The following is a 23086-nucleotide window of genomic DNA, read 5'->3' on the forward strand; positions in this document are numbered from 1 at the left end:
AATTACTGTGGATGTACGTTAGCCGCTTGAGGGCCTTTAGCACCATCTTCTAAGTCAAATACTACTTCTTGACCTTCTTCTAAAGATTTGTAACCGTCGCCTTGGATTGCACGAAAATGTACGAATACATCGTCACCATTATCTTGCTCAATAAAACCAAAACCTTTTTTAGCGTCAAACCACTTTACTTTTCCTGTTGTAGACATAATGTCTCCTTATAAGTTTAAAAAAATACCGTAAAAATAGACCACATTTATAACTTAGAGAGGATGTAACCATCAGTCAAAACAATATAAATAGCAGCTGTATACTTTACCAGCAAGTGTATTTTAACGTATTTTGTACCTATTGGCAGATTAAATGTCTATGATTTATTTTTTAGGCTTAGAGCGTGAGAACTTTGGCTTTCTATTTCCACCACCGCCATTGCCGCCGTCTCTGCCGCCACGTCCGCCGCCACGACTGCCATCCCTATCTCTAGAGCCACCTTTAGAAAACTTCTTGCGACCAAAGTTGCGTTTGCCACCTTGTGAGCCGCCAACCGCTGCCTTATTATTCTTTTCAGTTAGCTCAGCCATGTTTAGACGCTTGCCATTTACAACGACTTTCTGCAATACATCTAAAGTGTCTTTTGGCATTTCGTCAGGTAAATCTACCGTTGAAAAATTATCAAAAATTTGGATAGAGCCAATATATTCGCTATCCATGTCCGCTTCATTTGCAATGGCACCTAAGATATTGCCAGGCTTGATGTTGTTATTGTTGCCCACTTCAATTTTGTAGCGACGCATTGGAATATCTGGGTGGTTTTTAAGTGAGTTTGCCTCAACGGGTACGATTTTTTCTTCACCAGGTTTTTGATCTCTTCCAAAGCTTGGTTCTTTTTCAGATAAAAACAATGGCTCGTTGCCTTGTGCAATATGCGCGAGCGCGGCTGCAATTTTAAGGTGTGAAGTTTCTTCATTAGCTTCTTGAAACTCAGTAACCAATTTTTCAAAAACGTCCAAGTTTTGATTGCTAAGTGTTTCAGTAATTCTTTTCTTGAAAGTATCAACGCGCTTTTCATTAATAATTTTTGCAGTTGGAAGCTCTAGTGGTTCAATTTTTTGACGAGTTACTCGCTCAATATTATTAAGCATGCGACGCTCACGGTGCGACACAAATAATATTGCCTCACCTTCACGTCCAGCACGTCCTGTACGACCGATACGGTGTACATATGTTTCTGCGTCTTGAGGAATATCATAGTTGACTACGTGAGAAATACGCGGAACATCAAGACCACGGGCAGCAACGTCTGTTGCAACTAGAATGTCAATGCCACCTTTTTTAAATTTGTTAATAATTTTTTCACGTTGACTTTGTTGAATGTCACCATTAATGGCTTCTGCAGAAAATCCTCTGGCTGCTAGTTTTTCAGCTAATTCTACTGTTAAATTTTTGGTTCTAGCAAAAATAATCATTGCATCAAATTCTGTTACTTCAAGAATTCGAGTTAATGCGTCTAGCTTTTGACTTAAGCCACCAACTAAACAATATTTTTGAGTAATTGACGGTGCTGTTTCTGTCTTTGTTTTAACCTTTACGATTTTTGGATCGTTTAAGAAGTCTTCAGCAACACGCTTAATAACATTCGGCATGGTTGCAGAGAAAAGTGCAATTTGACGTTGTTCAGGAATGCGCTCCATAACCCATTTGATGTCGTCAATAAAGCCCATCTTAAGCATTTCATCCGCTTCATCAAGAACGAATGACTTTATATTGTCCAATTTTAAAGTGCCTTTTTTAATGTGGTCCATAACACGACCCGGAGTACCTACAACACAATGCACGCCACGCTTTAAAGGGCGTAATTGAATGTCATAAGATTGACCACCATAAATTGGTAATACATGAAAGCCTTTCATGCCACGAGCATAAGTCTGAACAGCTTCCGATACTTGGATTGCTAGTTCACGTGTAGGCGCTAAAATTAATAGCTGTGGTGCGTTCAGATTTAAATCAATATTGTCTAGTAATGGCAGAGCAAATGCCGCTGTTTTTCCAGTACCTGTTTGCGCTTGTCCAATAATATCTTTGCCGTTCAAAAGGTGAGTAATACACTGTTCTTGAATTGGAGAAGGGGTCTCGTAGCCGATTGAATCTAGCACTCCTAGAATTGAATCAGAAAGACCTAGGTCGCTAAATTTTTTGTGTGACGAGGCATCGGTTTTTTGTTCAGACATGTGGATTTATAAGACGGGCAAAGAACGCAATTATACCCGTTTAGTAATCTTCACATTAAATATATATTAGATATTTATTATATTTGGATGTTTAAATCCATTTAATAGAACAGCCCATTGATGGAATTTGATTCAAAGGTCCTTTGCCTGTTTTGGCTACTTGCTCCATAGCTTCAAATAGATCACGCTTAACATCTTTAGCAGCGCTCTGTTTACGTGATGCATCTAATCGACCTCGATATTGAAGCTTTAAATCTGTATTATAGCCAAAAAAGTCTGGGGTGCAAACGGCGCCATACGCTTTTGCTACAGCTTGAGTCTCATCAATTAAATACGAAAAAGTAAAACTCATCTCGTTAGAGATTTTCTGCATTTTTCCATCTACACCCTTAAGTTTAAAGTTGATTGCTAAGGCGCTAAATTCACAAATGGGAGTTTCTGTACTGACCATGTTATCTCTCCTTTTTTTAATTTAGGAGGAAGGTCAGACCTTCCTCTATTAAGATTTTAATAGAGTTTGGATGATATGACCTGCCATCATCAAACCAAAAATATTAGGCATATAAGAAATTGCACCATTAACCGCTCTGGGTCTGCCGGCAGGCACTGTATCGGTTTTGGTTACTGCTTTATGTGGCAAGGCTTTAATGGGTAATTCTGTAGAGTGAACCACAGGAAATTTCATTGAAGCACGGATATTTCTAAGTTGTTTTCGCATTTCTCTTGCCAGTGCACAATTTTGAGTTTTGTCCATACGAGATATTTTCACTTGCGTTGGATCGAGTCGTCCTCCAGCACCCATACTTGAAATAATTGCCATGCCAGATTTATTGCAACTGTCAATTAATACAGCTTTATAAGCAATTGCATCAATACAATCAGCTACAAAATCGTAGTTTTGATTTGTTGCAATTTTCTGCGCCTTTTCTCGATCGATAAATTCATCACGTTTGATAATAACCGTATCTGGATTAATGTCATGAAGTCTATTAGCCAATGCATCTACTTTTTTTAATCCTAAGGTGGAGTGAAGTGCAATTATTTGACGATTAAGATCGGTTATTTCAATGATGTCAAAATCAATCAAGGTAAGTGTACCAATGCCAGCACGACATAAACTTTCAGCACAAGCACCGCCAACACCACCCAAACCTACAATGACAACATGAGATTCAGCTAATCTTGCAAGGCCTTGTTGACCCAATAATATTTCAGTACGAGCGCAACTTCCAGCCATTATGTCAAATTGAAAAGTGTAATGGCGTTATTATCACATTGACTAATGACGGTGTCTATTGGTATTTGTTTAAGTAAGGAGATTTCTTCTGCAACTAACTGTAAATCATTTGGATTAGGGTGGTCATCTGTCTCGATTAATGTAAATTCTAACGGGCAGTTTTTTACAATTTGACGAATTTTGCTAGATTTTTGATTGATGATTTGCATGCCAAAGCCAAGATAAAAACCCATTTTAGTGAGTTGTTGGGCTTGAGCCTCACTGCCAGAAAATCCGTGTATTTCTCCTGTAACTTTAGGATATTTTTTCAGTAGGAAGATTACATCTTCAGTGGCCTTTACTGCATGAATAATAATAGGTAAGCCATATTTTTCCGCTATTGATAATTGCGATGTAAAAAAGTGTAACTGAGTTTCTTTGTCAGAATTTTTAATATAATCTAAACCGCATTCGCCAACAGCAACAGGGTTATTGCATTTAATCAAGTACTCTAAATGTTCTAGATCTTGCTGAGTGTGTATTTCCACTAACCAAGGGTGAATACCAAAAGCAAAATAAGGGTACATTTGTACGTCAGTCCAATTCTGATGGCCGATGCTAGGAACAATCGCAATTGCATTTTGTGCAATTGAATTCATACTGTCAAAATCTAGATGTGCGTGGGAATTAATCATTATGCGGATATAATAACCTTGATTGGTGAAAAGTGGTTTTTAAATAAAAAAGTTTTAAGACAAAATTAAACGATAAGCCAACATTCAGACATAAAAGTGATTATAATGGTCCGATTATTCTGATTGAAGATACACACGATTTACTATGAAGACATTTAGCGCTAAAGCACATGAAGTAAAAAGAGATTGGTTCCTAGTGGATGCCGATGGCAAGACGTTAGGCCGTTTGGCTACAGAAATCGCATCCCGCCTTCGTGGCAAGCATAAGCCAGAGTACACACCGCATGCAGATACAGGTGATTACATTGTAATTATCAATGCTGAAAAAGTTAAAGTTACTGGTAAGAAATTTGATGACAAAATGTATCATCACCATACAGGCTACGTAGGTAACTTAAAATCAATCGCTTTTAAAGATTTACAAGCTAAAAAACCAGAAGAAATTATCAACAAGGCTGTTAAAGGCATGTTGCCAAAAGGTCCTCTAGGCAGAGATATGTTTAGAAAAATGAAAGTATTTGCAGGTTCTGAGCATTCACATGCTGCACAACAACCGCAAGTTTTAGATATTTAAGGTAAGAAATTATTATGGCAAAGACAGAAATATTTTACGCAACAGGCAGAAGAAAAACATCAGTAGCTCGTGTTTACATGACTAAAGGTAAAGGTGTATTCACAGTAAATAAACGTCCAATGGATGAGTATTTTGGCCGTGAAACTTCTTCAATGATTATTAACCAACCATTAGATACAGTTGAAATGAGAGATAAATTTGATTTCAATATCATGGTTAAAGGTGGTGGTGATACAGGTCAAGCGGGTGCAATTCGTTTGGGCGTAACCCGTGCATTGATGGAATTCGATAACGATTTAAGACCTGATTTACGTAAAGCTGGTTTTGTTACTCGTGATGCTAGAATTGTAGAGCGTAAGAAAGTTGGCCGTAAGAAGGCACGTAAGAGCGAGCAGTTCTCAAAACGTTAAACCATTTTCGAAACACAATAAAAAACCCGCTAACTGCGGGTTTTTTATTACTTAAGATTTGTTAATAAGGTCAAATTTTGAGAGTTTGTTGTAACGAATGATAGATTGCACAGTCTCAACATAGTCATATCCAATTTCAGCATAGTTTTCCAAACCTTCGGAAAGTGCAATACCGGTAACAGGTAGTTTTTGATCGCGTTTGTTTTTGCGTATTTTTCTAAGGATGTCATAAGCTGAATTTCTATTAATAGAGCGCATGTAATATTCAATGTTTTTATCTAGAGAGGAAAATTTTGCCACTTCATGGGTGGCTTCTTTATTGCGCTCTAAAGGTACAACGCCACAGCCTTTTGTAAAACACCAAAGGCCAAAAAAGTTATGATAATGCTTGGCAAAGCGCGACCTTCCCCAATTAGATTCATAAGCGCCTTGAGCCAAAATAAGCGATGCAGGAATAACATCAACACGCGTCAAAAGGGTTTCCAAGTCACCCTCAGTGACGCTATAGTATCTATAAATTTTCTTTAGTTTGAATTGATTAATACTGTCAGTTTTTATATCATGACGTAGTTGAATAATCCTGGTATTTTGTTTATTAATAGCAGGCAATAGATAATTAAAAAAAGCCTGTTTTCGCTCATTAACATTTGTAATTTTTTCAAAGTTAGGTGTTTTAAGCGAACTCATCCAAGATTCAAGCCCCCAAAATTCATCAGCATGAATGTGTGATGCAAGCAAAACAACACTCAATAAAAGGGGTTTAAATTTCAAAATTTTCACAAGAAGCGTTCATGATTTCTATTGTAAACATTTTTTCGATGGGTAAATTAAGTAGGTGAGATTTAATTACTCTAATAACACCAGCATGGGCCACGATAAGTAAGCTATCTGTATTGCTAGTAATAACGGAGTTGAAAGCACTGATAACACGCTTTTGAAATTCATATAGATTTTCAGCATTTGGCGGTCGATTATCAATAGGGTTTTGTTTGAATGAATCAACAAGATCTTGCCCAATTACTGTGGCACTTAACCCTTGCCAATCTCCAAAGCCCAACTCTTTAAAATCATTAATAATTTCTAACTGAGATTGTTGTTTGGTTTGAAGGTATTTAGCAAAAGTCTGACAGCGTACTAAGGGTGAGCTAGCAATTAATGACCAAGACTGATCCTTTGTAGAATCAAGCATTTGTTGCCAACCTTTATCCGTTAGTGGATCATCTTGATCGCCCCGATAAATTCTACCGCCTACAGGTTCTCCATGGCGAAGAAGGCTGAGTTTCATTCGTCAATCTGTTCGCGCGACATCAAATGGTTAACCGCTTCAATTGGACTGATTTTTCCTTGGGTTACATAATAAACCTGTTCGCAAATTGGCATCTCAACCTTCTGCTCGGTTGCGATAGAAAGGATAAGATCTAGTGTATTTAATCCTTCAACTGTTGCACCAACATTAATGAGTGCATTTTGAACATTATGATCATTAGCAAGCTCTTTGCCAAAGCGTCTATTTCTAGATAAATCATCCGAACAAGTCAATACTAAATCACCCAATCCAGATAGGCCGACAAAGGTAGATGATTTGGCACCCATGCTTTTTCCCAAACGCGTCATTTCTGCAAGACCACGGGTGATTAAAGCGGCCTGGGTATTAATACCATAACCTAGGCCTGAGGCAATGCCTGCAGCGATGGCTAAAATATTTTTAACACTACCGCCAATCTCAACACCAACAATATCTTCGTTGGTATAAGCGCGTAATGTCTTGGTTCGAATTAAATCAGCCCAGTGTTTTCTAGTGGCTTTATCTTTAGAGGCAGAAACGAGCGCAGTTGGTTTGTTGCTTGCAACTTCAAAAGCAAAGCTCGGCCCTGATAAAACACAGCCATGATAATCAGGCAAAATACGCTCAAAACTTTGATATAAAAAACAATGAGCGCTAGTATCAAAACCCTTGGTTGCCCATGCAATTTGGTGTTTTTTGCTTAGCAAAGGCTTAAGGGTTTTTAATACTTCGCTAAATGCATAGCTTGGCGAAGCAATAAGAATATTATGACAACGGCTTATCGCATCATAGCCATGTACTATCTCAATATTACTTGTATAGGGCTTAGGCAGGGCGTGGTGCTGAGGTTTTAATGATTGAGACTCATCTTTAGTATGAGCGTGTAAATAGATGGTTTCAAACTTATCGCTTAAGGCGATAGCCAGTGCACTTCCCCAGGCGCCAGCCCCAATAATACTAAGATTATTACTCATTACTGAGCCAGTATATCATCCAATTTACCAGATTGATCTGCAGCGCTAAGATCATCAAATCCACCTACATGTACGCCATTGATAAACACTTGAGGTACGGTATTTCGTCCAGTTAACTGAGCAACTTCATCCCAATCACTTGAGCTCTTGACGTAATGTTTTGTAAAAGGAATGCCACGTTTTTCAAGTAATTGATAAGCGTGCTGACAAAAAGGACAAGAGTCACTGCAATAAATTTTATTTTTTTTCATTTTCTTATTCCTTTGTTGTTAAGTTTTTACCGGCATTTTTGCTCGCTTCCAAGCCTGGATACCGCCTTTAAGATTGTATACCTTTTCATACTTATTTCGAGTTAGCAATCCAGCGATATGAGCAGAACGTGACCCACTACGACAATACACCAAAATAGATTTATTTTTATCTAGCCTGTCCAGTTGATTTTTAACATCACCTAATGGAATATGCATATCGCCATTAATGTAGCCATTTTTTCTTTCTTTTTTCTCTCTAACGTCCAAGATGATTAGATTTTCATCATCCATTAAAGCGGTGGCGGTAGTGGCATCCAGATCCTCGTATTTTTTTAATTTATCAGTGATGATATTACCAATAAGTAAAATAATAAGAACGATTAGAGTGATGGTTGTAAATAATTGCTCTTCAGCAAATAAAAAATCAATAATTTCCATAGTTATAGTGTTTTTCCTTGTAAAAAGTTATTCAGCATTTCATGACCTTGTTCAGTCAAGATAGATTCTGGGTGAAACTGTACACCTTCGAGTGTAAATTCTTTGTGTCTAATACCCATGATTTCGTCGATTTCACCTTGGTTATTTTCGGTCCAAGAGGTGATTTCGAAGCAATCTGGTAAAGTGAGTTGATCAGCTACTAAAGAGTGATAACGCGTCGCATTAAGTGGATTTTTTAAGTCGCTAAACATGGCTTTATTAGTATGATGAATGGCGGATACTTTTCCATGCATAATTTTTTTGGCACCAATAATATCGCCACCAAATGCTTGTACCATGGCTTGAAATCCTAAGCAAACTCCCATTATTGGAATTTTCCCAGAGAAATGTTTAATAGCTTTAATAGAAATTCCAGCTTCAGTCGGTGTGCATGGCCCTGGAGAAATAACTAAAAATTCAGGGTTTAACGCTTCAATTTCTTGAATATTAATTTCATCGTTACGATGCACTTCAACCTTTTGTCCTAGTTCGCCAAAATACTGAACCAAGTTATAGGTAAATGAATCGTAATTGTCAATCATGAGTAACATAGTGAGGCCTATTTTACCGCTAAAAAGGATGCGAAGTTAAGACACTGAAAATGACAAATTCTGGTGTTAAATCCTGCCTGTTTAAAGCGTTTAAAATGGGTTTTCTCGTCATCTGTAATTAGCACATTTTCAATCGATTGACGTTTGGCTGCAATCTCCAATTCACTATAACCATTGGCACGCTTAAAGTCCAAGTGAAGATCGGTTATTAATTGCTGTTTTTTATTATCATTAAAGTGAATTTTTTCAGAGACAATAAGTGCACCTCCTGGATTTAGACCTAAGTAGATTTTATCAATTAACGCTTGCCTGTTTTCTGGCGTAATAAACTGTAAGGTTAAATTTAACACAACCAATGAAGCATTATTAAATTTGATTGAATTTATATCTGCACAAACGACAGATGTACTTCCAATCGTTGTTTTTAAATTTAGCTGGCACTTTTTCACCATATCAGGTGAGTTATCTACTGCAATAATTCGATTGTTTTTATGAGGATTGTTAACGCAAAGCGCAATAGTAGTGGCGCCCGTTGAAGCACCTAAGTCGTAATAATTGGTATTATCTTGGCCATAAGTTTTAACGCTTAGGCCAATCATCTCAATCATGGTCTGATAGCCAGGCACGCTACGTCTGACCATGTCATCAAATACATCAGCCACTTGAGCATCAAATGTAAAGTTAACTAAATCATTATCTTGGATAAATATTTCATCACGAGAGCCAGATTCTTTCTTATGATGCATACAACTCTTCCATAAAAAACTCACTCACTAATAATTTACTACTGCCAATGTTAAATACACTGCGCCTACCCCAAGTGCTACCTGTGTGAGTAATTTGTAGTGGGCCGCGTTTAATTGTTGGATTATTGAACAAAATTTCACCCAAGGGTTTAGAGCCAATATTTAACAAGTCTTTAGTGTCATTAGTAATAGGAATGACAGAGCGAGCAAACACCATTACCGATTCAGCGTTTAATAGTGCGACTTCACGCACCACACAATCGCCATCAAAGTCCAGCATACTTATTTCATTATCGTGAGGAGCGGTTTTTATTTGTGATAATACATTCACAGAAAAATTCTCAAATTTTTTCTTTAATTTTTCGGTAAGTGATTTGCTATCATCCAGCCAAGTAAGTGCCAATTTTGGCACGTTATCTGTGTTTTTTAGCGAACTCCAGGTGAGGTCTTGTGTATCAATCATAGCTTGGTTATTTTAGTCTATGTATTGGCATATTGGGATTTGTCATCAGTAATCCAGCGATGAATTAGTGCAACTTGCTTATCTTCATCAAATTGCATAAATTCGGCCGCATAATAATCCACTTGTTTTAATAGGTAGCTATCACGAACAATATTGGCAATTTTCATATTAGCAATACCAGTCTGTTGCGTGCCTAAAATCTCTCCTGGGCCACGTAATTCAAGATCTTTATTGGCAATTTTAAAACCATCATTAGTTTGTCGCAAAATATCAAGACGCTCAATTGCATTGCCACTTAGTGGTGGTTGATACATCAAAATACAAATACTCGCATCAGAGCCACGACCAACCCGACCACGCAATTGATGTAATTGTGCCAAGCCTAATCGTTCAGAATTTTCAATCACCATTAGTGAGGTGTTAGGCACATTTACCCCAACTTCTATTACTGTTGTGGCAACAAGTACATCAATATCTCCACGACTAAATCTCGCCATAATGCTGTTTTTTTCTTGCTTATTCATTCGGCCATGAATTAGCACAATAGATAAATTTGTTAGATTCTCCTCTAGATAAAGGTGTGTATCTATGGCGGATTGAGCACGCAATACTTCTGACTCTTCAATTAGAGTGCAGACCCAATATACTTGATTATTTTGCTTGCAGACTTGCCTGATTTTATCAAGCACCTTGTCTTTTTTATCGTTTGCTAGTGCCACCGTTTGAATTGGGCTTCTACCAGGTGGAAGTTCGTCAATAATTGAGCAATCTAAATCTGCATAAGCGCTCATGGTTAGTGATCTTGGAATGGGTGTGGCTGTCATCACTAGTTGATGCGGTGTATTGTGTGCTTTTTGCGCTAGTGATAATCGCTGATGAACACCAAATTTATGCTGTTCATCAATTACAATAAAACCTAATTTGCTAAATTCAACCACATCTTGAAATAGTGCATGAGTGCCAATCACTACTTGAGCTTCACCTGATTGGATTAAAGCCAATTGTATACTGCGCTCTACAGTAGTTTGAGATCCAGTTAAAAAAGCAATTTTGATTCCTAGTGGATTTAAATAATCACCAAATCCATGAAAATGTTGATTGGCAAGAATTTCAGTCGGCGCCATAATAGCAGTTTGAAATCCATTTTCCACTGCTTGCAAGCAAGCAAATACTGCCACAATAGTTTTTCCGGAACCAACATCACCTTGTAATAATCGAAGCATTGGATGGTTCAAACTTAAGTCAGTATTAATATCGTCAATACTACGTTGCTGTGCATTGGTTAATTCAAAGCCTAAATTTTTTAATAATTGACTAGATAAAATTTCGGAAATTTTGAAAACGTTAGAGTTTTTACTTTTTCGTTCATTCTTAAGCTTTAATAAGCTTAATTTTTGAGCACAAAGCTCCTCAATAATAAGCCTTTGCTGTGAAATGTGCCTAAAATTGGCTATTTGGTCGATATTATCATCAATTTGTGGGTGATGTAGCGTATTTAATGCTTGCTTGAGTGTTGGCATAGAGTTTTTTGCTAAATTTTGAAAATTATCAAAAACAGTTGATTTATCTAGCGCTTCAAGTGCAAAATTGATCCATTTTTTCATTTGCGGCTGATGAATTCCAGCTGTTAATGGATAAATGGGACTTAGTGTTTTTTCAATTAAAGTTGGTTGTCCTTTAGAAACTAATCGATACTCAGGATGGTGAATTTCCAGACCGTCACGACCAATCTTAACCTCACCAAAACACTGAATTAACTCACCCCGAGTTAGCTGTTGTTTTTGATATTGGTTGAAGTGAAAAAAACGTAGTATTAAAGTTCGGTTATTGTCATCTGATAAGTAACAAAGTAGTTGACGCTGTTTGGTGTTAATTTCTTCGATGCGATCAATAGTAAGTTCAACTACAATCTCGTTGCCAACTTTTGCTTGATCTAGCGTGGTGAAATGGGTTTTGTTTTGATAGCGATTAGGCAGATGAAATAACAAATTCTCAAGATTGTAAATACCAATAGCATTAAGCCTCTCTTGAGCTTTAGGCCCTAGTCCATTGAGTGAGATGATCGGATCAGATAGATCATGCATATTTCGGCTGTGTTTCGTAAAGGTATATTTTTTGAGAAAATGGCTATTCTATAATCATCACTCCGTCCATTTCAACCATAGAGGCTTTAGGTAGTTCGTTAATACCAACTGCTGCTCGTGCCGGATAAGGCTTGTCAAAATACTGCGCCATTATTTCATTCACAATAGGGAAGTTACTCAAGTCTGTTAAGAAAATATTGAGCTTAACAATGTCATTTAAACTGCCGCCAGATTTTTCACAAACTGCGGTTAAGTTTTTAAACACTTGATTAATTTGTGCACTAATGTCCCCTTCAATCATTGCCATGGTTTCTGGTACTAAAGGAATTTGCCCCGATAAATAAATGGTTGATCCACCAGTAACACGTACTGCTTGAGAATAGGTACCAATGGCTTGCGGAGCTTTGTCTGTTGAGATGATGTGTTTTTGCATAGTATTTATTTTAAAAGGTTAATTATAAAAATGATTATACGAAATATTTTACTAATATGCAGACAATAAATTACGATGAACAACTATATTGCGATAATCCTCCAATATTAAAGAGTTCATCCGGCTTTAGTTTGTAGTATTTTTCTTCCACATCTTTAGACTGCTCTGCATAAGGCTGTGTAATTACTGCTTGCAGCTCTCGAACTAAAGAATAATCGCGCTCAGCAGCCTGCTGATAAGCAGGAGCAACAAACCACTCGCGCAAACTGTATTTCGGATTAACAAGTTTCATCTGTTTAGAAAGTTGTTCGCGAGATAATGATGCTGAGTTTTTATTGATAGAACAAGCATTAAGTTTCCGCCATTTCTCAAACCATTCAAGCCAGTGCTTATCTATTTGTTCTGATGTTGAGCGATAAAAACTCTTTTTCAATGGCTCGATGTCGGCAGGCACTTCTGATAGTTCACGAAAAAATAGGGTGTAATCAACTGGCGTTTTTTCCATCAGTATTACTAATTCATCAAACAGTGTTACATCAAAAGCAAAAATCCCAAGTTTTGCACGCCACATTTTTTCCATTTGTATTTTCATTGCTGCTGAAAATCCATTGAAGACATTAATCAGTTTGCTTGAGAGTTCTTGATCAGACTCTAGTAATGGTAGTAAAGCATTACAAAACATTTTGAAATTTTGTTCTGCTGCTATCGGTTGATTTAAAAAGGAGAAGTGCAGTCCGCCACTTGACCAAGGTTGATACTGTGAATCAAACTCATCGCAGAATCCAAATGGACCGTAGTCAAGGGTAAAACCTCCAGCGGCACAGTTGTCACTATTGAAATTTCCTTGACAATAACCAACACGAATCCAATTAGCCACTAGTGAAATTAGTCGATCCCTAAACCGGTGCGCAAGCTGCACTACTTTTTTGCCAGTACTAAGCGTATTGTCGATTTCATCAGCATACTCTCGATCAATTAAATGTAATACTAGCATCTCCAATTCTTCCATGGCTTTTGGATGTTCCTGTTTGCGAGCACGACGACCAAAGAGTTCGAGCTGCCCAACCCGAATAAATGATGGCGCAACGCGCGTTGAAATAGCGATAGATTCTGATGCAAGCATATCGGGATCCATTGAGCGCGATCCTTGCGAATACCAAGGACGATTAACTTTTTGCGTCTTTGAAACGTACAAACTTAATGATCTAGATGTTGGCACGCCTAGTGCATGCATGTGTTCCTGTGCTAAAAATTCGCGGATACTAGAACGTAAAACGGCACGACCGTCTGCACCACGACAATAGGGTGTGCGACCGCCACCTTTTAGTTGCATCTCCCAGCGCTGGTCATTAGCCACAACTTCAAGAATGGAGATTGCACGACCATCACCATATCCATTGCCAGTTTGGAATGGGCATTGCTGGTAGTATTCTGTGCCAAAAATAGAGAGCGCATAACCAGTTGCCCAGCCAGCTGTACGTATAGATTTGGGTAAATGTGAAGTATCGCCAGAAAATAGGCGTATAAAATTATCTGACTGGGCTAGGCTATCATTAAAGCCAAGTTCGTTGAAAAAATCTTTACTATGTGTAATATATTCTGGATTTTTAATAGGCGTGGGATTGACTAAAGTATAATGGCCAGTGAAAACCTGTCTTGGATCATGATCAACACCATTAATTTTTGTGTCGGGATCGCAGTTGAGTGTATTCACAAAAGAATAGTCAGCTAATTTTGCAAGATCGTCGAGTGTTTTGATAGTTGGAGAAGGTTTGTTTTTCATGGATATATTTTATATCAATGAAAAATTTGAATCCTAGGTATGTCGTAAGGGTAAGAGAGATTTTTATTATCAGACTATTACTATCAACCATTCAATAAAGCACATCTTTATTTTTTTTGCGTTGGCAAGAGTTTGAATAGACATCCTGTTTAGATTATAAAATTTCTACTCACTTTATAGTGAGATTGTATGACGTTTCATGATATTGTGTGAAATACAGTTTTGACACCAATCCCTTTGTTTATGTGCTCTGTGAGTCTTGATGGGATGTAGTGAAAACGAAAGATGGTGCCCGGGGCCGGAATCGAACCGGCACGCCGATAAAGGCGCAGGATTTTAAGTCCTGTGTGTCTACCAATTTCACCACCCGGGCATGAATTGTGTAATTATTATAGACACATGAAAAAGAAACAATTATATACTAAGCATCGGTAAAATTCTATTTTTTTGAGGTGGGATTTTTCATGATAAAGTTAATTATTATTTTCTTGATTGCTTGGCTGGGCTTTAGTGTTTGGCGCAAACTAAGGCAACCAAAAAGCAATGATATTCCATTGCCTTCAACTAGAAAAATGTTGTCTTGCAGTATTTGCAAAACCCATATTCCTGAAAATGAAGCGATTATTCATGATGGAAAAGCTTTTTGTTCTAAAAAATGTCTAGGGTAATCCATTATGAAATTTTTACTTGATTTTTTTCCAATTGCTTTATTTTTTATCGTTTACAAGACTATGGGTTTGTACGCGGCAATCTATGCCATGATCGGTGCTACTGCTTTGCAAATGTTGATTGCTCGTTATCAAACGGGTAAATTTGAAAACACCCATCTTATTACCTTTGCCTTGCTAGTAGTTTTGGGCGGTGTTACGCTAGCGCTTAGAGATCCAGCATTTTTAATGTGGAAAGTAAGTGTGCTGTATGTGGTATTTGCTTTGGTACTAATTGGCAGTATGTGGGTTGGCAAGAAGCCACTATTAGAAAGAATGCTTGGCAAAGAGCTAGATTTACCAAAAATTGTATGGCAGAAAATGAGCTGGATTTGGGGTGCTGGTTTTGTTGGTATTGCGTTTGTTAATGCCTATTATGTCAAGCTAGCATTGAGTGCAAGAGAGTTGTTATTTGCCTCAACTGACTTAGATCCTAAAATTGAATTAACAGAGTTAGAGTGTGCAGCCACAACCATGCAGGATTTATGCTTAGCCGCACAACACACAGAAGAATCGTGGGTAAACTTCAAATTATTCGGTACTATGGGCCTGACATTTATTTTGATTATTATTACGGTCATCATGATTAGTAAATATACCAAACAAGAACAATAGGAAAAAATTATGAAACGCACCCCTTTATATCAAGCACATGTAGATGCACAAGGAAAAATGGTTGATTTCGGTGGTTGGGAAATGCCGCTAAATTACGGCTCTCAAATTGAAGAGCATCATCAGGTTCGAACTGACGCAGGCATGTTTGATGTTTCGCACATGACCACAGTTGATTTTAAAGGCGCTCAAGCAAAAGAGTTTTTGAAAATTTTGATCGCGAATGATGTGGATAAATTAAAAACTCAAGGTAAAGCGCTATATAGCTGTATGTTGAACGAAAATGGCGGTGTGGTCGATGATTTAATTGTTTACTATATTAACGATGAAGATTACCGCATGGTGATTAATGCTGGCACCACAGAAAAGGACATTGCCTGGATTAATGCGCAAGCTGAAGGTTTTGACGTAAGTGTTGAGCCGCAATTTGATTTGGCCATGATTGCAGTCCAAGGACCTAATGCAAGGGCTAAAGTATTCGAAGCGATGCCAGGTGTCGAAGAGGTGGCGGGTGAATTAAAGCCATTTAATGCAGCTAGTTTGGGCGGATTATTTATTGCTCGAACAGGGTATACAGGCGAAGATGGGTTTGAAATTATGTTGCCTGAAAAATCAGCTGAATTTACCTGGAAAATGCTATTAGAAGCAGGCGTTAAGCCTTGTGGTTTAGGTGCGCGTGACACATTACGTCTAGAAGCTGGTATGAGCTTGTATGGCTCAGAGATGAACGATGAAGTATCACCTCTCGAAGCGGCATTAACCTGGACAATTGATCTAAATAACGAAGACCGTCAATTTGTTGGCCGTCAAGCGTTAGAAAAATTAAGAGACGATGGCGTGAAAAAAACCATTGTTGGCTTGATTTTAGAGGGTAAAGGTGTTATTCGTGATCATCAAAAAGTAGTAACCAGCCTAGGTGATGGTGAAGTAACATCAGGTACATTTTCTCCAACAATGGGTAAGGCGATTGCTTTGGCGAGAGTGCCAATGGGCACAACAAGATCTTGTGAAATTGAGATGCGAAATAAATTGGTTTCGGCTAAAATAGTCAAACCACCATTTGTAAGAAATGGCAAAGTATTAGTTTAAAAAATATTATTAATTTAACAGGAGCTTGCAAGTATTTTTCTTTTCTACCAGGAAATTTTTCAAAATATGAGAGAGTGTAGTAATTCTACACGACTGAATATTTTTCAAATTTAACACAGTAGAAAATAAAAAGACGCAGTAAAGGGTATGAGTGAAGTAAGAGACGACAGACAATATACAGAAACCCACGAGTGGATTCTAGACAACGGTGACGGCACGTTTACCATGGGCGTAACCGACCATGCTCAAGCATTGTTGGGTGACATGGTATTTGTTGAACTGCCTGGTGAAGGTGATGAAGCTTCTCATGAAGATGAGTTTTGTGTAGTTGAATCTGTCAAAGCAGCAAGTGGTGTTTATGCACCTGCCGACTTAGAAATAGTTGCTGCTAACGAAGCTTTGGATGATGAGCCTGAACTAGTAAACTCAAGTTGTTACGATGACGGCTGGTTGGTTAAATTTAAAGCAGATAATATCGAAGGTTTGATGTCTGCTGAAGATTACACAAATACACTAGACTAAGTTTAGTCTTGGTTAATTCACTGGTTGCCTATAAAGGCAAGCCTGCGCGCATTGTTAGTGTTACCACGCATAAATTTGATTTAGAATTTTTGGACGGCTCAACACGCAAAGTTAGAGAAAAAGATTTCCGATTTATTCATCCTGATTTCTCCAAGGTGAATGAATCGTGTGCGCATGCAGATATCAGTGTACTTGAAGAATTTCAAGAAGAAACTCTTGGTTTGCAAGAAATTACCGAATGGCTGTTTGATGAATATACCGCTCAAACTGCTTGGTGTACTTGCCTTTTGGTTGAAGATGGCTTGTATTTCTATTGGCAAAAAGATAGTGTTTTTGTTCGTCCAAGTGATCAAATTCAAGGTATCGTTGAAAAACGCAATGCTGAAAAATTAGCCGCCGAAAGTCTACAACATTGTATTGACAATCTTAATAATAATACCTTTGATGAGCAAGATGTACCTTACTTAGAAGAGGTTGCCAAGGTCGCTTTAAATCAATCAAAGCATGCCAAAATTTTGGATCATGTGGGTGTTGAAAATAACGAAGAAGCGGCTTACAAATTTTTATTAAAAATTAAATATTTTTCCGATAGTTTTAATCCATATCCAGCGCGTTTTTCTATTCCAGAAGATAAAGAGATTGAAGTAACTCTGCCTGAGATTGAGCGTGTTGATCTTACCCACATGAATAGTTATGCCATCGATAATGAAGGCTCTAATGATGCCGATGATGCAATTAGTGTTGACGGTGATCGCCTTTGGATTCACATTGCAGATGTTTCAACCATTGTTGAATCGGGCTCTGAGCTTGATGAATACGCACGTGAGCGTGGTTCAAACTTATATTTACCAGAGCAAATTATTCATATGCTGCCCACGTCAATTACCAAGGCGTTAGCATTAGGTGAAAATGAAACCTCTCCAGCCTTGTCGATTGGGCTTAATATGGACGAAGGAATTATTAGCAATATTGAAGTTGTACATAGCACCATTAAAGTAATTAATACAACTTATGAGGCGGTGGATAAAGAGCTAGAAAGTAACAGTAATGCTGATTTTATCCAAATTCAAACGTTCATTGATCAACATAAGGCTTTCCGTGCAAAGAGTGGCTCTATCAGTTTAAATTTGCCAAATGTTGATGTGCGTTATATTGACGGCGAAGTGCAGATTGAGCTGCAGAAAACCAGTCCAAGTCGTGATTTTGTTGCTGAAGTAATGGTAACGGCAGGTCGTACTATTTCACAATACGCTCAAGAAAATGATATTGTTATGCCTTATGCTTTGCAAGATGAAGGCGACTTCCCTCAGGAAGTGCTAGATAAGAAAGAAAATTTAAGTACGGCTGAATCATTTAAAGCCATTAAATTTTTCAAGCGTTCAGCCACTTCTATTAAACCGTTGCCGCATTATGGTCTAGGCTTAGATTCATATTTAAGAATTACCAGTCCATTGCGACGCTATTACGATTTGTTGGCGCACCAGCAACTATCTAATTTTATTGCCGGTAAGCCAACTTTGGATAAAGCCAGAGTTAAAGAAATTATCGGTATTAATAACAATGCGCTTGCCAGTGTTGGGCGTGTTACTCGTTTTAGTAATGATCACTATAAATGCTTGTTCTTAAAGAGAAATCCTAGCTGGAAGGGCGAAGGTGTGGTAGTTGATATCCGCGGTGATAAAGCTTTATTTATGATTCCTGAAGTGGGTCTTATGGATCAAGTTAAATTCAAAGAAGATCAAATTCCTAAACCGGATGATAAGATTATGCTCAAGGTAGCACGCGTTGATATAATGGAAAGATCAGCTAATTTTAAGCCTACGTAATTTATCCGTAATCTCGATGGCATTGCCTTGAGCTTGTGACCAATCTCCTAAAACATAGCGCGTAAATCTCTTCTCAATATGAGTGTTGAGTCGATGCGTATGCCCATGAATTAAATCAGTACCTGGATATTTTTTCATCAACTCGCTTACTGCTTGTGGATTGACATCCATAATTTCCCGAGTCTTAGTTTGCTGGGCATTAATACTTTTTTGACGTAATTGACCACTTAATTTTAAGCGCCATTTTTTAGGTAATCGTACAAAAATAGCTTTGGTAATTGGATGCTGCAGGACTGATTTCATCTGCTGGTATGACTCATCATCTGTACATAGCTCATCTCCATGAGTCAGTACATATTGATGATCGTTTGTTTCTAGCAAGTAAGGCGAATCAATTAGCGTGCAATTTGTTTGCTTTGAAAATTCTTTAGCCAGTAAAAAATCACGATTGCCAGTCATGATCAGAACTTCAGTTTTACTACTTAAGGCTTTAAGTGTCGAAATAATTTGTTGATAATGAGGTGCAGAGAGATCGTCCCCTAGCCAAGTATTAAACAAATCACCTAGGATAAATAACCGATCAGCATCTTGCGCTTGATTACAAAAGCTTTCAAACAGCTTATTTTTCCCTGTCTCGTCAACAACAAGATGAAGGTCAGCAATAATTAAAATAGTATTTACCATTTCAGTTGTTTGTGTATGTGATTCAGATCTAGACATAAAAAACCCAGTCAAAGCCGGGTTTAAAATTATTTGATGTAAGCTTTAGTTACAATCACTGCATCATTTGGAACATCGCCATGTCCACCTTTGTTGCCAGTTGCTACTTGGTTGATTTTATCAACTATATCGAAGCCATCAACAACTTCGCCAAATACACAATAACCCCAACCGTCTTGACCTGGGTAGTCTAAAAATGCATTATCTTTAGTGTTGATGAAAAATTGTGAGCTAGCAGAATGAGGTGCTGCAGTTCTAGCCATTGCCAATGTGTATTTGTTGTTTTTTAAACCATTTTTAGCTTCATTTTCAATTTCAGCATTGGTTGGCTTTTGACTCATGTCTTCATTAAAGCCACCACCCTGAATCATGAAGTTTTTGATCACGCGGTGAAAAATTGTATCATCAAAAAACCCTGACTCAACGTACTCAATAAAGTTTTTAGCACTAATAGGTGCCTTGTCTGCATCAACTGAAATGTGAATATCACCCATGTTTGTTTCAAAAATAATCATCGCTCGCTCATCCGTGTAAATAAAAATACAAATTATACTTAAAAGCCCCTTTCATAAATAGTCACGTTGGCGTATAATTGCATCTTTTTACGAATTCACATTTAGGTTTTATTATGTACGCAGTTATTAAAACAGGTGGCCAGCAATTTAGAGTAACCGAAGGCACAACTTTAAAGGTTGAAAAATTAGAAGTTGAACCAGGCAAAAAAATTACTTTTGACGAAGTCTTAATGGTTGCTGATGGCGACAACGTTCAAATTGGCGCACCAACAGTTGCAAAGGCAACAGTTGAAGCAAAAGTTATTTCACAAGGAAAAGGCAAGAAAGTTACAATCTTGAAATTCCGTCGTCGTAAGCACTCTATGAAGACTCAAGGTCATAGACAGCTTTACACTGAAATCGAAATTACAAAAATTAAGGCATAGGAGAATAACCCATGGCACATAAAAAAGCAGGTGGTAGTACTAATAACGGACGCGACTCCCAATCAAAACGCCTAGGTGTTAAGAGATTTGGTGGTCAGGCTGTATTGGCAGGTAACATCTTAGTACGTCAAAGAGGCACTAAAGTTCATCCAGGCACTAACGTACGTAAAGGTAAGGACGACACATTGTTTGCAACTGCAGACGGTAAAGTCGTTTTTGCTAAGAAAGGTAAATTCATGCGTCAAACGGTTTCAATCGAAACTGCATAATTCGTAATAAAGAATTATCTTCAAAAACGCCTTACGGGCGCTTTTTTATTAATTAAAATAAAGCTATTTCACCCACTAATTTTATTATGAAATACGCAATCGTATTCCCAGGTCAAGGTTCTCAATCATTGGGCATGCTCTCAGATCTTGCTGACAATTTTCCCATTGTAAAAGACACGTTTTCAGAAGCTTCTGACGCTCTAGGATTTGATCTTTGGAAGCTCATTCAAGAAGATCAAGATGCACTTAATCAAACACAAAATACTCAGCCTGCAATGTTGGCAGCTGGCTACGCAACTTACAAGGTGTTAACTAGTGAGGTTGATTTATCACCTGTTTGTATGGCAGGCCATAGCTTGGGTGAGTACACAGCTTTAGTAGCTTCGGGCTCACTTGGTTTTAGTGATGGTATTAAGTTGGTACGTACGCGCGCTGAGCTTATGCAGGCGGCTGTGCCAAAAGGTGTGGGCGCAATGGCTGCTATTCTTGGATTGGAGGATGAAGTTGTGGTTAAGGTTTGTAATGATTATGCCGGCTCAGGTATTGTACAAGCGGTTAACTTTAACTCAAATGGCCAAGTGGTAATTGCAGGCAATAAAGAAGCGGTAGATGCTACTTGTGAGGCGATGAAAGCTGCGGGTGCAAAGCGCGCTGTTATCTTACCAGTTAGTGTTCCTTCGCATTGTTCACTGATGGATGATGCTGCAGTTGAATTTAAAACAGCAGTAGATGCGGTTGAATTTACAATGGGTAGTGTTGATGTGTTGCATAACTTTGATGCAGCAAAAGCAGCTGATACTAACGACATGAAAGCGAAGTTAGTTGCACAATTACATAAGCCTGTACTTTGGACAGGAACGGTAAGAGCCATGCACGCCATGGGTGTTGAAAAATTAATTGAAGCGGGTCCGGGTAAAGTATTAGCCGGATTAACAAGAAGAATTGAAAAATCATTAACTGCAAATGCTGTACTCGATTCAGCCAGCATTGCAGCAACTTTAGAGGAGATTGCACCATGAGTAATTTAGAAGGAAAAATCGTATTAGTCACGGGCGCTAGCCGTGGCATTGGCCAAGCTATTGCATTATCATTAGGCAATGTGGGTGCAACTGTTATCGGTACAGCAACAAGTGATAAGGGTGCAGAGGCAATTAGTGCCACGTTAAAAGATAACGGCATTGCTGGACAAGGTATGGCACTTAATGTGACTAATAACGAGCAAATTGCCGAGGTAATGAAAAATATTACTGAATCTTATGGTGCGGTTGATATTTTAATTAACAACGCTGGAATCACTCGTGACAACCTGTTAATGCGCATGAAAGAGGATGAGTGGGACGATATTATGAACACCAACCTCTCATCTGTTTACAGAATGTCAAAAGCTGTTCTTCGCGGCATGATGAAGAAACGCGCGGGTCGTATTATTTCTATTGCTTCAGTTGTGGGCGCCATGGGTAATGCTGGTCAAACCAACTACGCCGCTGCTAAAGCTGGCATTATGGGTTTTACTAAATCACTTGCTCGTGAAGTTGGTGCGCGTGGTATTACAGTTAATTGTGTTGCGCCTGGTTTTATTAAAACCGACATGACTGACGCGCTACCGGAAGAGCAGAAAGAGGCGATTGTCAAGCAAATCCCAATGGGGCGTTTAGGCTCGGTTGAAGAGATTGCAGGATCGGTGTTGTTTTTAGCGAGTGATGCAAGCGCTTACGTTACCGCCCAAACGCTTCACGTTAATGGTGGCATGTACACTGTTTAAGTTTTTCAATCTGAGTAAAAAAACTACTTGAAAATTTTTAAACAGTTGCAATATATTAAATAGGGTCATGACAACTTAAGCGACTCTTTTCTGAACATTTCAAGCAAAATCTTATAAAGATTTTGCTTGCGATTATTGAATCTAAATTCACATTCTTTCAAGTGTAAATTAAACATATTTTTATTCATTCCTTTAAATTTTACCAGCCTTGTTTTGGCATAACCCCAAAATGATTCTATGCCGTTAATATGTGCATTACCACGAGCAAATTCATTCTTGCTATGATGTACTCTAAAATGCTTCTTATAGCCAAAATCTACTAAACCATTATACCCTCGCCAACCATCAGAATGAATGACGCTTTCAATACTAGTTTTACCCTTGATAATCCTTTGTAGGGTAGTACTTTTGCAGTTTGGAACAATCTCAGTATAAACCTTATCACCTCTTTTTAGCAAGCCAAAAACAATGG

Annotated in this window: 29 protein-coding genes, 1 tRNA gene and 1 pseudogene; 11 read left to right on the forward strand and 20 right to left on the reverse strand. The window is 38.1% G+C overall.

What is annotated here, in order from left to right; all coding sequences use genetic code 11:
- Window positions 1-2: 2 nt before the first annotated feature.
- From BTHERMOSOX_RS01160 to BTHERMOSOX_RS01180, 5 genes are all read right to left on the reverse strand, one after another.
- Window positions 3-206 carry a cold-shock protein gene (locus BTHERMOSOX_RS01160; RefSeq protein ID WP_138118585.1) on the reverse strand — a complete coding sequence of 68 codons (204 nt, stop codon included), beginning with the start codon at window positions 204-206 and terminating at the stop codon, window positions 3-5.
- A gap of 165 nt (window positions 207-371) precedes the next feature.
- Entirely contained in the window at window positions 372-2225 is a 1854-nt protein-coding gene (locus tag BTHERMOSOX_RS01165) for a DEAD/DEAH box helicase (RefSeq protein ID WP_138118586.1), read from the reverse strand.
- 91 nt (window positions 2226-2316) lie between these two features.
- The gene (locus tag BTHERMOSOX_RS01170) at window positions 2317-2676 is read right to left on the reverse strand and encodes a thioredoxin domain-containing protein (RefSeq protein ID WP_138118587.1); all 360 of its coding nucleotides are present in this window, start codon (window positions 2674-2676) and stop codon (window positions 2317-2319) included.
- A gap of 48 nt (window positions 2677-2724) precedes the next feature.
- Window positions 2725-3462, reverse strand: coding sequence for a tRNA threonylcarbamoyladenosine dehydratase (locus BTHERMOSOX_RS01175; RefSeq protein ID WP_138118588.1), 738 nt, complete (start codon window positions 3460-3462; stop codon window positions 2725-2727).
- Window positions 3462-4136, reverse strand: coding sequence for a TatD family hydrolase (locus BTHERMOSOX_RS01180; RefSeq protein WP_138118589.1), 675 nt, complete (start codon window positions 4134-4136; stop codon window positions 3462-3464). The genes BTHERMOSOX_RS01175 and BTHERMOSOX_RS01180 overlap by 1 nt, the downstream gene beginning before the upstream one ends.
- A 145-nt stretch (window positions 4137-4281) precedes the next feature.
- Between BTHERMOSOX_RS01180 and rplM the strand changes: the two genes are divergently transcribed.
- Both rplM and rpsI read left to right on the forward strand, forming a co-directional pair.
- The gene (gene rplM, locus BTHERMOSOX_RS01185) at window positions 4282-4710 is read left to right on the forward strand and encodes a 50S ribosomal protein L13 (protein WP_138118590.1); all 429 of its coding nucleotides are present in this window, start codon (window positions 4282-4284) and stop codon (window positions 4708-4710) included.
- Window positions 4711-4724: 14 nt separating this feature from the next.
- A complete protein-coding gene (rpsI, locus tag BTHERMOSOX_RS01190) occupies window positions 4725-5120 on the forward strand; it encodes a 30S ribosomal protein S9 (RefSeq protein WP_138118592.1) in 396 nt (131 codons plus the stop codon).
- A 51-nt stretch (window positions 5121-5171) separates the two neighbouring features.
- Here rpsI and BTHERMOSOX_RS01195 read toward each other — a convergent pair whose 3' ends face one another.
- The 12 genes and pseudogenes from BTHERMOSOX_RS01195 to BTHERMOSOX_RS01250 all read right to left on the reverse strand — a co-directional run bounded on the left by BTHERMOSOX_RS01195 (window position 5172) and on the right by BTHERMOSOX_RS01250 (window position 14540).
- Window positions 5172-5891, reverse strand: a complete 720-nt coding sequence (locus BTHERMOSOX_RS01195; protein ID WP_138118594.1) for a glucosaminidase domain-containing protein — start codon at window positions 5889-5891, stop codon at window positions 5172-5174.
- On the reverse strand, window positions 5881-6405 hold the full coding sequence (locus BTHERMOSOX_RS01200; RefSeq protein ID WP_138118596.1) for a histidine phosphatase family protein: 525 nt from the start codon (window positions 6403-6405) through the stop codon (window positions 5881-5883). Before BTHERMOSOX_RS01200 ends, BTHERMOSOX_RS01195 begins: the two co-directional genes overlap by 11 nt.
- Window positions 6402-7379, reverse strand: coding sequence for an NAD(P)H-dependent glycerol-3-phosphate dehydrogenase (locus BTHERMOSOX_RS01205; protein WP_138118598.1), 978 nt, complete (start codon window positions 7377-7379; stop codon window positions 6402-6404). Before BTHERMOSOX_RS01205 ends, BTHERMOSOX_RS01200 begins: the two co-directional genes overlap by 4 nt.
- Window positions 7379-7630 (reverse strand): glutaredoxin domain-containing protein, encoded by a 252-nt coding sequence (locus BTHERMOSOX_RS01210; protein ID WP_138118600.1) that lies wholly within the window; start codon window positions 7628-7630, stop codon window positions 7379-7381. Before BTHERMOSOX_RS01210 ends, BTHERMOSOX_RS01205 begins: the two co-directional genes overlap by 1 nt.
- An 18-nt stretch (window positions 7631-7648) precedes the next feature.
- Window positions 7649-8068, reverse strand: coding sequence for a rhodanese-like domain-containing protein (locus BTHERMOSOX_RS01215; RefSeq protein ID WP_138118602.1), 420 nt, complete (start codon window positions 8066-8068; stop codon window positions 7649-7651).
- 2 nt (window positions 8069-8070) lie between these two features.
- Window positions 8071-8658: an anthranilate synthase component II gene (locus BTHERMOSOX_RS01220; RefSeq protein ID WP_138118604.1), complete on the reverse strand. Its 588-nt coding sequence runs from the start codon at window positions 8656-8658 to the stop codon at window positions 8071-8073.
- An 8-nt stretch (window positions 8659-8666) separates the two neighbouring features.
- The gene (gene cmoA / locus BTHERMOSOX_RS01225) at window positions 8667-9404 is read right to left on the reverse strand and encodes a carboxy-S-adenosyl-L-methionine synthase CmoA (protein ID WP_138118606.1); all 738 of its coding nucleotides are present in this window, start codon (window positions 9402-9404) and stop codon (window positions 8667-8669) included.
- Window positions 9394-9867: a chorismate--pyruvate lyase family protein gene (locus tag BTHERMOSOX_RS01230; protein ID WP_138118608.1), complete on the reverse strand. Its 474-nt coding sequence runs from the start codon at window positions 9865-9867 to the stop codon at window positions 9394-9396. The genes cmoA and BTHERMOSOX_RS01230 overlap by 11 nt, the downstream gene beginning before the upstream one ends.
- A gap of 17 nt (window positions 9868-9884) precedes the next feature.
- Window positions 9885-11954: pseudogene (recG, locus tag BTHERMOSOX_RS01235) on the reverse strand (ATP-dependent DNA helicase RecG); the annotation flags it as partial.
- A gap of 40 nt (window positions 11955-11994) precedes the next feature.
- The gene (locus BTHERMOSOX_RS01240; RefSeq protein WP_138118612.1) at window positions 11995-12384 is read right to left on the reverse strand and encodes a RidA family protein; all 390 of its coding nucleotides are present in this window, start codon (window positions 12382-12384) and stop codon (window positions 11995-11997) included.
- A gap of 70 nt (window positions 12385-12454) precedes the next feature.
- Window positions 12455-14167, reverse strand: a complete 1713-nt coding sequence (locus tag BTHERMOSOX_RS01245) for a protein adenylyltransferase SelO (RefSeq protein WP_138118614.1) — start codon at window positions 14165-14167, stop codon at window positions 12455-12457.
- Between the two features lie 286 nt (window positions 14168-14453).
- Window positions 14454-14540 (reverse strand) — tRNA-Leu (locus BTHERMOSOX_RS01250).
- Window positions 14541-14631: 91 nt separating this feature from the next.
- Here BTHERMOSOX_RS01250 and BTHERMOSOX_RS01255 point away from each other — a divergent pair.
- The 5 genes from BTHERMOSOX_RS01255 (at window position 14632) to BTHERMOSOX_RS01275 (ending at window position 18923) form a co-directional block, all read left to right on the forward strand.
- The gene (locus BTHERMOSOX_RS01255; protein WP_138118616.1) at window positions 14632-14835 is read left to right on the forward strand and encodes a PP0621 family protein; all 204 of its coding nucleotides are present in this window, start codon (window positions 14632-14634) and stop codon (window positions 14833-14835) included.
- A gap of 6 nt (window positions 14836-14841) precedes the next feature.
- Window positions 14842-15489 (forward strand): inner membrane-spanning protein YciB, encoded by a 648-nt coding sequence (locus tag BTHERMOSOX_RS01260; protein ID WP_138118618.1) that lies wholly within the window; start codon window positions 14842-14844, stop codon window positions 15487-15489.
- A gap of 9 nt (window positions 15490-15498) precedes the next feature.
- Complete coding sequence (gcvT, locus tag BTHERMOSOX_RS01265; RefSeq protein ID WP_171004612.1) at window positions 15499-16575, forward strand: glycine cleavage system aminomethyltransferase GcvT; 1077 nt, start codon at window positions 15499-15501, stop codon at window positions 16573-16575.
- Window positions 16576-16722: 147 nt separating this feature from the next.
- Complete coding sequence (gene gcvH, locus BTHERMOSOX_RS01270) at window positions 16723-17097, forward strand: glycine cleavage system protein GcvH (protein ID WP_138118622.1); 375 nt, start codon at window positions 16723-16725, stop codon at window positions 17095-17097.
- Window positions 17098-17105: 8 nt separating this feature from the next.
- On the forward strand, window positions 17106-18923 hold the full coding sequence (locus BTHERMOSOX_RS01275) for a ribonuclease catalytic domain-containing protein (RefSeq protein WP_138118624.1): 1818 nt from the start codon (window positions 17106-17108) through the stop codon (window positions 18921-18923).
- Here the strand turns inward: BTHERMOSOX_RS01275 and BTHERMOSOX_RS01280 are convergent.
- Window positions 18900-19643 carry a UDP-2,3-diacylglucosamine diphosphatase gene (locus tag BTHERMOSOX_RS01280; RefSeq protein WP_249360568.1) on the reverse strand — a complete coding sequence of 248 codons (744 nt, stop codon included), beginning with the start codon at window positions 19641-19643 and terminating at the stop codon, window positions 18900-18902. The two genes, BTHERMOSOX_RS01275 and BTHERMOSOX_RS01280, sit on opposite strands and share 24 nt — an antisense overlap.
- A gap of 29 nt (window positions 19644-19672) precedes the next feature.
- Window positions 19673-20158: a peptidylprolyl isomerase gene (locus BTHERMOSOX_RS01285; protein WP_138118626.1), complete on the reverse strand. Its 486-nt coding sequence runs from the start codon at window positions 20156-20158 to the stop codon at window positions 19673-19675.
- Between the two features lie 113 nt (window positions 20159-20271).
- Between BTHERMOSOX_RS01285 and rplU the strand changes: the two genes are divergently transcribed.
- The 4 genes from rplU (at window position 20272) to fabG (ending at window position 22614) form a co-directional block, all read left to right on the forward strand.
- Window positions 20272-20583 (forward strand): 50S ribosomal protein L21, encoded by a 312-nt coding sequence (gene rplU, locus BTHERMOSOX_RS01290; RefSeq protein ID WP_138118628.1) that lies wholly within the window; start codon window positions 20272-20274, stop codon window positions 20581-20583.
- Window positions 20584-20594: 11 nt separating this feature from the next.
- Window positions 20595-20852, forward strand: coding sequence for a 50S ribosomal protein L27 (gene rpmA / locus BTHERMOSOX_RS01295; RefSeq protein WP_138118630.1), 258 nt, complete (start codon window positions 20595-20597; stop codon window positions 20850-20852).
- An 86-nt stretch (window positions 20853-20938) separates the two neighbouring features.
- Window positions 20939-21871, forward strand: a complete 933-nt coding sequence (fabD, locus tag BTHERMOSOX_RS01300) for an ACP S-malonyltransferase (protein WP_138118632.1) — start codon at window positions 20939-20941, stop codon at window positions 21869-21871.
- Window positions 21868-22614 carry a 3-oxoacyl-ACP reductase FabG gene (gene fabG / locus BTHERMOSOX_RS01305; protein WP_138118634.1) on the forward strand — a complete coding sequence of 249 codons (747 nt, stop codon included), beginning with the start codon at window positions 21868-21870 and terminating at the stop codon, window positions 22612-22614. The genes fabD and fabG overlap by 4 nt, the downstream gene beginning before the upstream one ends.
- Before the next feature lie 65 nt (window positions 22615-22679).
- Here fabG and BTHERMOSOX_RS01310 read toward each other — a convergent pair.
- On the reverse strand, window positions 22680-23086 hold a 407-nt coding region (locus tag BTHERMOSOX_RS01310), incomplete at its 5' end, for an IS1595 family transposase (RefSeq protein WP_249360569.1).

The sequence above is a fragment of the Bathymodiolus heckerae thiotrophic gill symbiont genome, from assembly GCF_900128515.1.
In the GTDB taxonomy this organism is placed as follows: Bacteria; Pseudomonadota; Gammaproteobacteria; order PS1; family Pseudothioglobaceae; genus Thioglobus_A.